10 protein-coding genes are annotated in these 14,857 nt (G+C 46.9%); 9 read left to right on the top strand and 1 reads right to left on the bottom strand.

Annotation, left to right across the window (positions count from 1 at the left end; translation table 11 throughout):
* Positions 1-265: 265 nt before the first annotated feature.
* From CL176_RS01840 to dhaM, 9 genes are all read left to right on the top strand, one after another.
* A complete protein-coding gene (locus CL176_RS01840) occupies positions 266-1,192 on the top strand; it encodes an ATP-dependent 6-phosphofructokinase (RefSeq protein WP_118989782.1) in 927 nt (308 codons plus the stop codon).
* An 88-nt stretch (positions 1,193-1,280) separates the two neighbouring features.
* Entirely contained in the window at positions 1,281-3,287 is a 2,007-nt protein-coding gene (gene tkt / locus CL176_RS01845) for a transketolase (RefSeq protein WP_118989783.1), read from the top strand.
* Positions 3,288-3,382: 95 nt separating this feature from the next.
* Positions 3,383-4,324 carry a sugar-binding transcriptional regulator gene (locus CL176_RS01850; RefSeq protein ID WP_118989784.1) on the top strand — a complete coding sequence of 314 codons (942 nt, stop codon included), beginning with the start codon at positions 3,383-3,385 and terminating at the stop codon, positions 4,322-4,324.
* A gap of 273 nt (positions 4,325-4,597) precedes the next feature.
* Positions 4,598-6,964 carry a phosphoketolase family protein gene (locus CL176_RS01855; RefSeq protein WP_118989785.1) on the top strand — a complete coding sequence of 789 codons (2,367 nt, stop codon included), beginning with the start codon at positions 4,598-4,600 and terminating at the stop codon, positions 6,962-6,964.
* Positions 6,965-7,993: 1,029 nt separating this feature from the next.
* Positions 7,994-9,709, top strand: coding sequence for a putative basic amino acid antiporter YfcC (gene yfcC, locus CL176_RS01860; RefSeq protein ID WP_118989786.1), 1,716 nt, complete (start codon positions 7,994-7,996; stop codon positions 9,707-9,709).
* Between the two features lie 21 nt (positions 9,710-9,730).
* Complete coding sequence (iadA, locus tag CL176_RS01865) at positions 9,731-10,909, top strand: beta-aspartyl-peptidase (RefSeq protein WP_118991545.1); 1,179 nt, start codon at positions 9,731-9,733, stop codon at positions 10,907-10,909.
* 917 nt (positions 10,910-11,826) lie between these two features.
* Positions 11,827-12,810 (top strand): dihydroxyacetone kinase subunit DhaK, encoded by a 984-nt coding sequence (gene dhaK, locus CL176_RS01870; RefSeq protein WP_118989787.1) that lies wholly within the window; start codon positions 11,827-11,829, stop codon positions 12,808-12,810.
* 10 nt (positions 12,811-12,820) lie between these two features.
* Positions 12,821-13,408 (top strand): dihydroxyacetone kinase subunit DhaL, encoded by a 588-nt coding sequence (gene dhaL / locus CL176_RS01875; RefSeq protein WP_118989788.1) that lies wholly within the window; start codon positions 12,821-12,823, stop codon positions 13,406-13,408.
* Positions 13,401-13,772: a dihydroxyacetone kinase phosphoryl donor subunit DhaM gene (dhaM, locus tag CL176_RS01880; RefSeq protein WP_118989789.1), complete on the top strand. Its 372-nt coding sequence runs from the start codon at positions 13,401-13,403 to the stop codon at positions 13,770-13,772. The genes dhaL and dhaM overlap by 8 nt, the downstream gene beginning before the upstream one ends.
* A 62-nt stretch (positions 13,773-13,834) precedes the next feature.
* On the opposite strand, the gene CL176_RS01885 is transcribed toward dhaM, so the two are convergent.
* A complete protein-coding gene (locus tag CL176_RS01885; protein ID WP_118989790.1) occupies positions 13,835-14,665 on the bottom strand; it encodes a MetQ/NlpA family ABC transporter substrate-binding protein in 831 nt (276 codons plus the stop codon).
* Between the last annotated feature and the right edge of the window lie 192 nt (positions 14,666-14,857).

Consider the following 14,857-nt stretch of genomic DNA (forward strand, 5'->3'; position numbering starts at 1 on the left):
TCATAATATTAGCCGAAAAATTTCTCTCCAGCATGAAAGAAATGGGTAATCATTTGAACTCCAATACAAAAGTCCTTACTGTTCAGTGCTTGACCATAGTTTTCTAAAACATTCGCCTACAATTCCTGGAGCTCAACCCTTCTCGATTGATATTACATGCCTTCTTTTATCTTCAAGCCCCCAACAAAACATTGATGAAAACGCTGTATTTTTATCCGAAACATGGTATGATGTTTCTGAGAAAGTTTGTGAAAGGGGAAGATGTATGAAGAAGATTGGAGTACTTACAAGTGGAGGCGACGCGCCGGGTATGAATGCGGCAATCTATGGACTTGTAGAAGAAGCTGAAACTCAAGGTGTTGAAGTCGTAGGTTTCATTGATGGCTACGAAGGACTAATTGATGGTAAGGCAAAGGCACTTACGCCGGCCAATGTTAAGCCACATATCGGTATTGGAGGAACTTTTCTAGGCACAGCCCGTTCAGAACGCTTTAAAGATTCGGCTGTCCAGCAGCAAGTAGCAGAACGCATTAATGAAGAACTTGACGGCTTAGTTGTCATAGGGGGCGACGGATCTTATCAAGGGGCGTTGAAGCTTTCTGAATTGGGTGTGCATACAATTGCGATTCCGGCGACAATTGATAATGATATTTCGCGCACAGAGTTGACCCTTGGCTTTAAAACGGCGGTTCGTAATGTAGTTGAAACGGTGGATATTATGATGCAGTCGGCAGCGAGTCATCATCATATTTATGGCATTGAAGTGATGGGCCGTCGGGCAGGAGATTTGGCCGAATGGACTGGGAAAGCCTTGGCCGCGGATGGCATCATCAGCAAAACCGAGGATTTTAGCGTGAGTCAAGTTCGTGAAGCTATCGAGATGTCATTTGCAGCAGGCAAAAGCTATCAATTGTTTATCATTGCTGAAGGGGCTATGTCGGCAGCAGAGTTCAAGCGGCATATTGAGAATGAAACGGTCTATGGAATCCACGATTTCGTCCTAGGGCATATTCAGCGCGGAGGTAATCCGGTGGCAGAAGACCGGATGCTAGGTTTTGATTTTGGTAAAGAGGCCTTTAATCGTTTAAGTGCAGGAGACACGGGGCTTTGCTTGGCTGTGGAAGCCGGAGAAGTTGTAGCGCAGTCGATTGAAGATCACCGAGCTTTTGAAGATCGCAGGCATTTATCCTAAAGAGATTGTGATTGAAAAGGCTTTATTTTTATGCTATACTTTTGGCAAATAACAATGTTGTTGCCATATGACAAAATAGGAGGACATTATGTTTAACGAGAAAGATTACTTAGGCGTTAATGCGTTGAGAGCGTTGAGTGTTGAACAAATTGAAGCAGCTAATTCAGGGCACCCGGGCTTACCTTTGGGGGCAGCACCGATGGCTTACGCCTTATTTGCAGGGCATTTAGATATTAATCCGAAAGAATCTAAGTGGCCAAACCGCGATCGTTTTGTTTTATCGGCTGGACATGGTTCTGCCTTACTTTATAGTTTACTGCATATGAGTGGTTTTGACGTGACGATTGATGATTTGAAAGACTTCCGCCAAACAGGTAGCCGTACACCAGGGCATCCCGAAGTGGGGCATACTGACGGTGTGGAAGCAACAACGGGACCGTTGGGTCAAGGGATTGCCCAAGCTGTAGGGATGGCCATGGCTGAGCAACACACGGCAGCCCTTTACAATACCGATGAACATAAGGTCATTGATCACTATACGTATACTTTAGTCGGTGATGGGGATTTGATGGAAGGCATCAGCTATGAAGCAATTTCCTATGCAGGTCGTCAGAAACTTGATAAATTGATTGTCTTGTATGACTCCAACGATATTTCCCTCGACGGTGATTTGAATATGGCCTTTAATGAAGATATTAAAGGGCGCTTTGAGTCAGCGCAATGGAATTACATACGCGTTGAAGATGGTAACGACTTAAATGCGATTGCTGAAGCAATCCAAGATGCCAAAGACAACAACGGCGGCAAACCAAGTCTCATCGAAATTAAGACAGTGATTGGTTACGGTTCCCCACAACAAGGAACGGCCGCAACTCATGGTAACCCGCTTGGTTTCGAGAATTGGGAAGCAACGAAGAAAGTTTACGAATGGGGTCATGGGGCCTTTGAAGTGCCAGAGGAAGCCTATGACTTGTTCCGAGAGAAAGTTGCAAACCGTGGCCAAAAAACTTATGACGAGTGGACGGCCCTTTTTGAAGACTATAAGGCTCAGTATCCAGAGAAAGCAGCCGCTTTTGAAGCAGGCTTCAAGGGCGAATTGCCCGAAGAGTATGCTAGTCAACTAACCTACCAAGCTGAAGGTGCTTCCGATGAAGCGAGCCGGGAATCTAGCTCGAAGGCGATTAACGCTTTAGCGGAACAAGTGCCATTCTTATGGGGTGGTTCGGCAGACTTATCTGGCTCGAACAAGACCATGATTAAAGATAGCGATGATTTTATGCCTGAAACCCGTGGCGGACGCAATATTTGGTTCGGCGTACGTGAATTTGCGATGGCAGCCATGATGAACGGTATAGCTCTGCATGGGGGGACTAAAGTCTACGGCGGAACCTTCTTCGTCTTCACGGACTACTTGAAAGCGGCTGTTCGCTTATCTGCCTTATCTCAATTACCGGTTACGTATGTTATGACGCATGATTCGATTGCGGTGGGCGAAGACGGTCCAACGCATGAGCCGATTGAGCAATTAGCTGCCTTCCGTGCTTTACCAAACTTAAACTTGATTCGCCCAGCAGACGTGAATGAAACGAATGCTGCATGGAAAGTGGCGGTTGAATCGACGGACCGACCAACGATGTTAGTCTTAACTCGCCAGAATTTACCGGTTCTAGAGGGAACTGAAACTAAAGCAGATGAGGGTGTAGCCAAGGGTGCCTATGTGATTTCACCAAGTGAAGGGGCAACACCGGAAGGTATCCTTATTGCTACAGGTTCTGAAGTTAGCCTAGCGGTGGAAGCCCAAGCCCAGCTCAAAGCAGAAGGCATCGACGTTTCGGTCGTCTCCATGCCAGCGCAAAACCGCTTCGACGAGCAAGATGCAGCCTACAAAGAGTCTGTCTTACCAGCAGAAGTCCGCAACCGCCTGTCGATTGAGATGGGTGCCACTTTCGGTTGGGAACGTTATGTCGGCTTAGACGGAGTAACCTTAGGTATTGACCGCTTCGGTGCGTCAGGACCTGCGGGTGAAATTGTGCCACAATTTGGCTTTACAGCGGAGAATGTGGTCGCCCAGTATAAGGAAGCATTTGTAAAATAATTTTTGGGAAAGAGGGTGCTTGTAAGTTTAGGCTTGCAAGCGCCTTATTTATTTGATAGGTTTAATGACAGAGTATAGAGAATGTAGGTGACAAGATGAGTCAGAATGAGAATGAATTGGTCAAAGTCGCATCGATGTATTATGAAGAGGGCATGACCCAAGCCGAGATTGCCCGTACCCGAGGCGTCTCCCGCTCCCTCATATCTAAATATCTAATAGATGCTAAGAAATCAGGCATTGTCGAAGTGGTCATTAACAGCTCCAGTGTCCATAGCGTGCGTTTGGAACGCGAGTTAGAGAAGAAGTATCATTTGCGCAATGCGATGATTATCGATTCCTTCAAGCTCAAAGAAGACGAGGCCAACCGCATTACCACCCAGCAAGCCGCCTTATTCTTGGAGAAGTTATTACAAGAAAACCAGACAATTGGAGTATCCTGGGGTCGTACCATTCGTAAAGTTGCCGAGAGCTTCCCTTATACTAATCACACGGATACCGTATGGATTCCGCTGATTGGCGGTATGAGTGATCAGGATTTTGATATCCAATCTAATCAACTGACCAATGACTTCGCCATCAAATGTCGTGGCCAAGCCAAATACCTTTATGCCCCGTCTCTTGTATCCAATGACGTCATCTTCGATGAATTGGTAAATAATGCCGGTATTAAGAGTATTCTGCAAGAAAGTCAAGAAGTCGATTTAGCCTTACTAGGTATCTCCACCGTTGATTTAGAAAGCAACATGCGCCGGATTGGCTACCTTACTGACGAAGACGTGGCAGAATTAAAGGCTAAAGGTGCGGTAGGCGTCATTAACTCCCGCTTCTTTGACCGAGATGGCCAAGAAGTAGATAGTGACATTAACCGCTACTCCATCGGCTTAACCTTGGACGAAATTCGCCAAATTCCTTATCGCTTAGGCGTCGTCTACGGTGAACAGAAGGCCGAAGCGGTGGAAGTGGCCCTGCGGACGCAATTGATGGATAGCATTGTCACAACAGATACAATGGCTGAGACCATCTTGAATATTAAATAAAGTCGCTAGCTTGAAGTCTAGCGGCTTTTTGTGTGCGCCGGAGGAAGCGCAATGCTAGTAGCAAAGCTTAGAATGCATCAGCAAGCGGTCTGTTTGAGAGCCAAAAGGAAGTCCCTGTAGCAAAGTTAATCCTACAAACCTTTCATCTATCTGGAAAATTAAGCAAGGGAGAGACTTTAGAAAACTTCTAAAACATTTGACAAGATGGTTGACATTCGCCAATAATTTCGTTATTCTTGTGTTAGTGAATAACAACACAAAGGAGAGACATTCATGACGAACTATGATTCTAAAGAGTACTTAGAACTTGTTGACGCTTGGTGGCGGGCAGCAAACTACTTATCTGTAGGGCAAATGTATTTGCGGGACAATCCTTTATTGAAACGCGAAATTTCTGCAGATGACGTGAAAATTAACCCAATCGGACACTGGGGAACGATTTCTGGGCAGAACTTCGTTTACGCACACTTAAACCGTGTTATCAACAAGTATGACTTGAATATGTTCTATATTGAAGGACCAGGTCACGGTGGCCAAGTTATGGTTACGAACTCGTATTTAGATGGTAGCTACACAGAGCGTTACCCAGAGTTCACTCAAGATGAAGAAGGGATGCAGAAATTCTTCAAGACTTTCTCATTCCCAGGAGGGATTGGTTCTCACGCTGCCCCTGAGACACCTGGATCGATTCATGAAGGTGGGGAATTAGGTTATTCCTTGTCTCACGCAACAGGTGCCATTCTAGATAATCCTGATGTCATTGCTGCAACTGTCGTGGGTGACGGGGAAGCAGAAACGGGTCCTTTAGCTGCTGGTTGGTTCTCAAATAGCTTCATTAACCCAGTAACAGACGGTGCGGTTCTACCAATTCTTTACTTAAACGGTGCTAAGATTGCTAACCCAACTATTCTAGCTCGTAAATCCAACGAAGACTTAATTAAATACTTCGAAGGGATGGGCTGGGACCCAATGATTGTGGAAGGAACGGACCCAGCAGAGGTCCATCCACAAATGGCTGAAACTTTAGATAAGGCGATTGAGAAGATTAAGGCGATTCAAGAAGAAGCTCGTCAGAATCCTGCCGAAGAAGCAACAATGCCAGCTTGGCCAGTGATTCTTTACCGCACACCGAAAGGTTGGATGGGCCCTAAAGAGTGGGAAGGCGACAACATTGAAGGAAGCTTCCGTGCCCACCAAGTGCCAATTCCAGTCAATGCCAACAATATGGAACACGTAGACAAACTAGTCGATTGGCTCCAGTCATACCGTCCAGAAGAATTGTTCGACGAGAACGGGGCACCTGTTGAAGCCTTACAAAACTTTGCACCAAAAGGCGAGCAACGGATGGCGATGAACCCAATTACCAATGGTGGGATCGATCCAAAAGACCTAGACTTACCAAATTGGCAAGACTATGCCTTAGAAATCGGCACACCAGGTTCGAAAACTGCTCAAGATATGATTGAATTCGGTGGCTTTGCCCGGGATATCGTGAAACAAAACCCTGATAACTTCCGTATCTTCGGTCCAGACGAGACCAAGTCAAACCGCTTGAATAAAGTGTTCGAAGCGACAGACCGTCAATGGTTAGAGCCAATCAAGGCGGAATACGACGAATTTATGTCTCCATCAGGGCGCGTCATTGATTCACAACTATCTGAGCACCAAATGCAAGGTTTCTTAGAAGCCTATGCCTTAACGGGTCGCCATGGATTTTTTGCAAGTTATGAATCCTTCTTCCGTACTGTGGATTCAATGATTACGCAACACTTCAAGTGGATTCGTAAATCTGCTAAGCATGACTGGCGTAAGCCTTACCAGTCCTTGAACTTAATAAGTTCATCAACGGTATTCCAGCAAGACCACAACGGTTATACGCACCAGGATCCAGGCTTGTTAACACACATTTCTGAAAAGCATCCAGAATACATGCGTGCATACTTGCCAGCTGACACCAACAGCTTGCTAGCAGTTATGGACAAAGCCTTCCGTTCAGAGAACTTAATCAACTACATTGTGACGTCTAAACATCCACGTCCACAATTCTACTCAGCTGAGGAAGCAGCAGAACTTGTTGATAAAGGCTACAAAGTCATCGACTGGGCCTCAACCGTAGAAGCCGGCGAAGAGCCAGACGTAGTTATTGCTGCAGCAGGTACCGAACCAAACTTTGAAGCCATTGCGGCGGTTTCCTACTTAGTCAAAGCCTTCCCAGAATTGAAGATTCGCTTTGTGAATGTGGTTGACTTATTCGTACTGCGTCATCCAGACATTGACCCACGTGGTTTAACTGATGAAGAATTCGATGCAGTCTTCACCAAAGACAAACCAGTCTTCTTCGCCTTCCACTCATACGAAGGCCTACTACGCGACATCTTCTTTACACGTACGAATCATAATCTATACCCACATGGTTACCGTGAAGAGGGTGAGATTACGACACCATTCGACATGCGTGTTCTCAGCGAATTGGACCGTTTCCACTTAGCTGCTCATGTGGCGGACGTTCACTACGGTGATGAAGCAAAAGACTTCGTCGCTGAGATGAACAACTGGGTGGCAGAGCACCGCACATACGTTGAAGAGTACGGTAATGACATGCCAGAAGTAACCGAATGGAAATGGGAAGATATTAAATAATTAACCCCCAAAAAATGAAAGCCAAGGTTTCTGCCTTGGCTTTTTTCATGTGCTTATAGCAAAAGGCTTTATTGCAGATTTAGCGCTAGGCGGAGAAACTTTTCCTGCGGTACTCCGTGGACTGCCCATCCGCTCGGATTCCAGCACACCCGGTGGATCGAATAAAGGTTGAAGCCACGGTGGAGACCGTGGCTTCCTTATTTGAATGACAAGCGTTATCTGCTGGGATGTGGGGTTAGGGGAAGGGCGGAGTGATTGCAGGTGAGGTGTGACCTTTCTTGACTATCGTGGTGGACTTCTACCACGATAGTCAAACCTCTTCTCACTTACGTGGTAAATCCTACCACGCCAGTCAACCGCCTTCTCACTTACGTGGTAAATCCTACCACGCAAGTCAAACCACTTTTCACTTACGTGGCGCATGCCTACCACGTAAGTCTATCAAAAACTCTAGAATCCCCGACCAACTTTTTCGTTTCCTTTTACGTAGCCGAGTCAATCACTCACCCCGGGTCTGATAAAGGTTGATGCCACGGCTCTCGCCGTGGCTTCCTTATCAATAATTCCAATCTAGTTTGTAGCCAACTAGAGTTAATAGAGCGTAGAATCTGCCCCCGAACACCTTTGACCTTTCTTGGCTATCGTGGTGCACACCTACCACGTAAGTTTGCTCCCATCCCCAATCAGCGTCCTTCCCAATCTCTCCACCTTCCAGCAACCTTTCCCTAAAACTTGCGCCAGTACTGCGCCTCCAATCACTAAACCAACACAAAAGTCGCACTATTGCACGTTTCCAAATCCCAACCTGCTTTTAACGGCCCACTCGCCTATCGCTAACCACTCACTACCTATCACTGTATTTATCCAATTTCCCTACATAATCACCCTTAAATCTCCACAACCTCCACCCAATTCTCCTTTACTCACTAAACCCCACCTCACCAACTTGTGAAATAGCTTCAAATTTCCTTGTAAAGCCTTCTGTTTTAGCGTATATTCATATATATTACAGAAAGAGGAGGGGAGAATATGACTGAGACACCGCTTAAGCGCAAGTTTACGATGCCGGACACCTATGTCATTATTTTCTTTATTGTTTTAATTTGTTGGCTCTTGACCTTTATTATTCCTGCCGGGAAATATACAACTCACGAGCAGACCTATGATGCAGGGAATGGGAACACAATTACCCGAGTTGTTCTAGAGGACGGGTCATTTCGCTATATGCACCCACTCAAAGAAGACGTGCTCATTCAGAATCTAAGTAACCTCGCAGAAGATGAGGCCAAGCTGGATGAATTAGAGGTCAAAATGGAGGACCTCACAGCGCTTATGGAAGCCGGTGAGGCTACCGATTTGGAGACATTGGATGAGATTGGACTTTCGGAAGACGAACTCTATGCCATGTATGGCGACGATATCTATGATACGTCCATTCGCTTGAACAAAACAGCGCGTATCTGGGGTACGCCGGAATCAGGTGGCTTTGGCTTCTTGAACTATGTCTTTGAAGGGCTGGTCCGAGGAACGCGTTCAGGATCTGCCGTTGGGATAGTGGCCTTGCTACTTGTAGTCGGGGGATCTTTTGGGATGATTATGAAGACGGGTGCGATTGATGCGGGGATTTACGCCTTCATTAATTCAGCTAAGAATGCGGAGAAGTTCGCCCTGCCGATGATTTTCTTCATGTTTTCTTTTGCCGGGGCGACTTTTGGGGCGTCTGAGCAGGTTATTCCGTTTCTGATGATTATTACGCCGTTTAGCATTGCCTTAGGTTATGATGGGATTACAGCGGTGGCAGTGACTTTTGCGGCTTCGCAGATTGGGAATGCCACGAGTTGGATGTCGCCATTTTCGATTGCGATTGCTCAAGGGATTGCCGGTCTGCCAGTGCTATCTGGGGCGGCCTACCGGATTTTTCTCTGGGTTGTCATCTCAGCTTTGGCCTGTGCCTTCGTCATGTATTACGCGAACAAAATAAAGGCCAAGCCGCAACTGTCACCATCTTACCAAACAGACCAGTATTTCCGTAATTTAGCTCAAGAGCGCAGTCCTGAAGACTACGAATTTAACCTGGGGCATAAACTCGTTATCGCTGAACTCCTGCTAGGTTTAGTTTGGATTGTCTATGGCGTCATGCGTTTAGGTTATTCAGTGCCAGAATTGGCCGGGCAATTTTTTGTCATGGGTCTGGCGGCTGGAATCACTGGGGTTATCTTTAATTTAAACGGGATGACCGTCAATGAGATGGCTTATGCCTTTAAAGCAGGCGTTTCAGATTTGGCGCCAACCGCGGTGGTTGTGGGGATGGCCCAAGGGATTCTTCTGACACTCGGTGGTTCGGACGCGGGGACCTTCTCAGCGATGAATACAATTCTCTATAGCGTCGGGAATGCCTTGGAGAATGTACCGACTTATCTGGGCGCCTGGTTCATGTATATCTTCCAATCGCTTTTCAATTTAGTCATCACGTCCAACTCTGGCCAAGCAGCCTTGACCATGCCGATTATGGCACCGCTAGCTGATATTATTGGTGTTAGTCGCCAAGTAGCAATTCTTGCCTTCCAGTTAGGCTCAGGCTTCATGGATGCTTTCACGCCGGTTTCTGCGTCTCTGGTAGGTTGTTTGGCAGCTGCTCGCGTGAACTGGTCTGATTGGGCGAAATTCTCCGGAAGACTAATGATTTTCCTATTTATTCTCGGTTCGATGTCAATTCTTGCCGCAATCGCTTTTGGTTATCAATAGAAAGAGGGAAAATTTATGGCAATCACCATTATTCGCCAAGCTAACGTTTACGACCCCCAACCTATCGGAGTGAAAGATATACTCCTCATCAATAACAAAATAATTGCTGTTGAGGATCACATTGAACTGGACACCAATGCCTTCAACGTTGAAGAAATTGATGGACAAGGCCGTATTGCTTCGCCTGGCTTTATCGACGGCCATTTCCACCCACTCGGTGGCGGCGGAGAGAACGGCTACCAAAACCGCACCCCTGAAGTACAATTATCAGACTTGACGACGGCAGGTGTTACAACCGTCTGTGGCCTCTTAGGAACCGACGGAGAAGGGCGCGACGATGTAGCTTTAATCTCGAAAGCCCACGCTCTGGACATCGAAGGCCTGACAACCTATGTCTATATCGGGAACTACCGCCTCCCAGTCAAAACAGTAACCGACTCAATCATCAAAGATATGCTGGTTATCGACAAAGCCATCGGAGTCGGTGAAATCGCAATTTCAGACCACCGTAATGGTGCGCCAACCTTTGAACAATTCGCTCACGCCTGTGCCGACGCCCGGGTAGGGGGCTTACTTTCAGGTAAAGCCGGCGTGGTCAATATCCACGTTGGACCCGGCAAAGACCGCCTGAAATTCATCTTCCAAGCCCTGGAAGAAACCGACATTCCAATTACCACCTTCTTCCCAACCCACATTGGCCGCAGCCAAGAACTGGTGGACGAAGGCATCAAATTCGCAGCCATGGGTGGTACTATTGACGTGACTGGCAACGAAGATCCCGAGACAGCATATGAACGCGATGGTGAACTGCCATTCCGCGTCATTTTGCAACAGATGATTGACGCTGGGGTTTCTACCGAACACATCACCATGTCCTCCGACGGCCAAGGCTCTCTGCCACGCTTCGACGAAGATGGTAACTTTCTACGCATTGGTGTTGCCTCAGCCAAAGCCTTAATCGTCGGCATCAAAGACGCTGTCTTTAACGGTGACATCCCACTCGAAGTTGCCCTACCAGCCGTAACATCTAACGTCGCACGCGTTCTAAAACTATCGCAAAAAGGCCACATAGGCGCAGATTATGACGCAGACATTCTGCTCCTAGATGAAAAGACGTTAGACATCCAAACTGTTATTGCCAAAGGCCAAGTGATGATTAAAGACCAAGAAATCCTCGTCAAAGGCACCTTCGAAGCCTAAATATATCCTCAAACGACCCGTACAGAAAAAACTGTGCTGGTCGTTTTTTGTGCTGGAACTGGATGCAGGTTAAGCAGTCACCCCGGGTCGGATAAAGGTTGATGCCACGGCACTGGCCGCGGCTTCCTAATCTTAATGACAGATTCTGCCTGCAACCACGTGGGGCTTATATAGCGGAGAATCTGCTCGGAACTATGTTTGACCTTCCTTGACTAACGTGGTGGAGTCTTACCACGATAGTGAACCCACCTGGAACTTGCGTGGTGCGTCTCTACCACGTGAGTCACTGCCCATCCCACTATCGTGGTACACACCTACCACGGTAGTCAAACCGCTTTTCACTTACGTGGTAGCTTCCTACCACGCAAGTCTCCGAATCCTTCTGTAAATTGTGGCTGATTTTCTGACCACTTTTCTTTAGTTTCAGACAACCAACAGCACCCAGCACTCTCCGCGTATCAGATAAAGGTTGATGCCACGGCACTGGCCGCGGCTTCCTAATCTTAATGACAGATTCTGCCTGCAACCACGTGGGGCTTATATAGCGGAGAATCTGCTCGGAACTTAGTTTGACCTTCCTTGACTATCGTGGTGGAGTCTTACCACGATAGTGAACCCACCTGAAACTTGCGTGGTGCGCCTCTACCACGTAAGTCACAGTGCCTCCCACTATCGTGGTACACACTTACCACGATAGTCAAACCGCTTTTCACTTACGTGGTGTCTTCCTACCACGCAAGTCTCCGAATCCTTCGACAATTCCCAGCCATTTTCCTGCTCATTTTCTCCGCCTCCACCGCTCAAGAGACTAGCGCTCGCCATAGCCTCCTAAGCAGAGAATCCATATCAATTGAAAGCGCACCCAACTTAAGCTAGAATAATAATAGCAAGACTAAATTAATAGAGAAGGTGACCTCATGAAGAAGATTATCAACACGACCGATCAAATTCTTGACCAGATGGTTGATGGCATCGCCCTGGCTAACCAGGAAATTGTCGAACGACTCCCTGAGACAAACGTCATTAAGCAGAAAGATATTTCTCAGCAAGTGGCACTCGTCAGTGGTGGGGGTAGCGGCCATGAGCCAGCTCACGCGGGCTTTGTAGGTGACGGCATGTTGCAAGCAGCGGTCTGTGGGCAAGTTTTTACCTCCCCAACATCGGACCAAGTTTATGAAGCGATTAAAGCTGTGGATCAAGGCGAAGGCGTGCTCTTAATTATTAAGAACTACTCAGGGGATATTATGAATTTTGAGATGGCTATGGATTTGGCCGAAATGGATGATATTCAAGTAGGCAAGGTGATTGTCGATGATGACATTTCCGTTGAAGACAGTGAGTTTACCCAGGGCAAACGCGGTGTAGCAGGAACAATCCTCGTTCACAAAATACTTGGTGCTGCAGCCCGCAGTGGGAAAACCCTTGATGAACTGGTTACCTTAGGTGAACAGCTAGTCCAAGACGTTAAGACTATTGGCGTTGCCCTCTCAGGAGCAACCGTGCCTGAAGTTGGCAAGCCTGGCTTTGTTCTGGAAGAGGATGAGCTGGAGTTCGGGGTTGGCATTCACGGGGAAGCAGGTTATCGCCGGGAGAAGATGCAGTCATCCCATGACATTGCCTTGGAAATGCTGGAAAAGCTCAAACAAGCTTTTGACTGGCAAGCAGGAGACCAGTACGGTATTCTCGTCAACGGCATGGGAGCCACACCTTTAATGGAGCAGTACATTTTCTACAATGATGTCCACCAAAAGCTCAGCGAAGAAGGGCTTGACCTGGCATTTTCCAAAGTGGGGAATTATATGACATCTCTTGATATGGCAGGTCTATCTTTAACCCTCATCAAACTTAATGAGGACTACCTCGCCTATCTCAATGAAGCAGTCGACACCGCCGCATGGTAAGGAGGTACTTATGTTTACCGTAGACAATACTTTAACCGCATTGAAAGCTTTTGCCAGCGAATTGCAAGAGCATAAAGCTTATTTAAGCGATTTGGATACCCCGATTGGTGACGGCGATCATGGCTTTAATATGAGCCGGGGAGCCGTGGCCCTTGAAGAGGCTTTAAATGAAGAGAATTTCGAGAACGTCAGCGATATCTTTAAGACCGCAGCCAAAACCTTTATGTCCCAAATAGGTGGCGCTTCTGGTCCCCTGTACGGCACCGCCATGCTAGAAATGGCCAAAGCTAGCCAAGAAACAGCAGAACCTGCTCCGATTATCGAAGCCGGCCTCAAAGGCATTCAGAAACGGGGCCAAGCGATTACTGGCGACAAGACGATGATAGACGTCTGGGAACCTGTGGTAGAAGCAATTCAGAAACAGGAAATCAGTGAAGCGCTTATCGACGAAGCCGTCCAAGCCACTGAACCCTTACGAGCCAAGAAAGGGCGGGCATCCTACTTAGGTGATCGTTCTGTTGGTCATATTGACCCAGGGGCGATGTCCAGTGGCTATCTCTTCAAAGTCATGCTGAAAGCGGGTGTATTTGATGAGTAGAGGAATCTTAATTGTCTCTCATGTTGCTGAAATTGGCGACGGCTTAAAACGTCTCATTGAAGAAGTAGCCAAGGACGTCCCCATTACCGTAGCTGCTGGCACCAGTGACGGCAAAGTGGGAACGGAGTTCGATAAAGTTTTCCAAGCCATCGAGGAGAATGCAGGCGAAGAGTTATTCGCCTTCTATGATTTAGGTAGTGCCAAGATGAACTTGGAAATGGCCGTTGAAATGACAGATAAATCAGTACAAATCTACAATACAGCCTTGGTAGAAGGTTGCTATAATGCAGCAGCCTTAATTCAAGCAGGAGTAAAGACCCCAGAAATCGAACAAACTTTGGAAACCTTAGTATTAGAGAAATAAACAACCAAAAAACAGCCTTTATTGATACTTTATGAGTCAATAAAGGCTGTTTTATTGTGCAATTATTCTTTCCAGGCAGGGATGGCGCCACCGTTACTCGCTTGGTTGATGACTTTTGCGACGTCTTCTTGTTGGAAGAGCTCCACGACTTTTAAGAATAAAGGGTTTTCGGCATCCTCTTCACGGCTTACGATAACGTTGCGGTAGGCCTGATCTAATTTGCTCAAGTCCTCCGTATCGACGAAAAGGGCATCATCAATGGCAAGACCGGCATCAGTTGCAAGGCCAGTGCCAAGGACACCTAGATCCACATCTGGCAAGGAAAGCGCCACCTGGTGGGCGTCGATTTCAATAAAATCTAAATGCTTGGGGTTTGCCGTAATGTCATCTACTGTAGCAAGAATCCCTGCTTCATCAGCTACTTCAATCAAACCAGCTAATTCCAAAGCTAGTAAAGCCCGTCCGCCATTAGTAGGATCATTAGGAATCGCAACACTTGCTCCATCTTCTAGCTCTTCCAAGCCCACTAAGGAGTCGGAGAAGATGCCCATCTCGGTTACGAAGGTATAGCCAATATTCGTTAATGTAGCCTTATTACTTGCATTCCAATCATCGAGAAAGGCAACATGCTGAAAAGCATTTAAATCTAAAGAACCATTATTCACCGCTTCATTTGGTTGATTATAGTCTGTCAGCAACTCTACCTTGATTTGGATACTCTCTTCTTGTGCGGCCTTTTCCGCCACATAATCCCATATCTCCTTCCCTAAGTCGCCCACGACGCCTACGCTAACAATTTCACCGGTAAATGGTTGGTCGGCGGCGTAAGCCAGGGGTGTCCAGCTAAGGAACGTGATGAGAAAAGTGGTGAGTAGGGTGATAAGTTTCTTCATGAGAATACCTCCTAGAATATGATGCGTTTAGTATAAGTTGATTTGGTAAGGTTTGCAAGGAATAAGCAAAGGCAAGAGAGGCGCACAATGGATTAAGTTATTATATGGTCAGTTGCTGTCGAGTATGTACTCGGAATGTGATAGGTTGTGCATTTATGATACTTGCAGAAGATTGTGAGTAGAGGCATGGAG

This window comes from Suicoccus acidiformans, from assembly GCF_003546865.1.
Lineage (GTDB): Bacteria > Bacillota > Bacilli > Lactobacillales > Aerococcaceae > Suicoccus > Suicoccus acidiformans.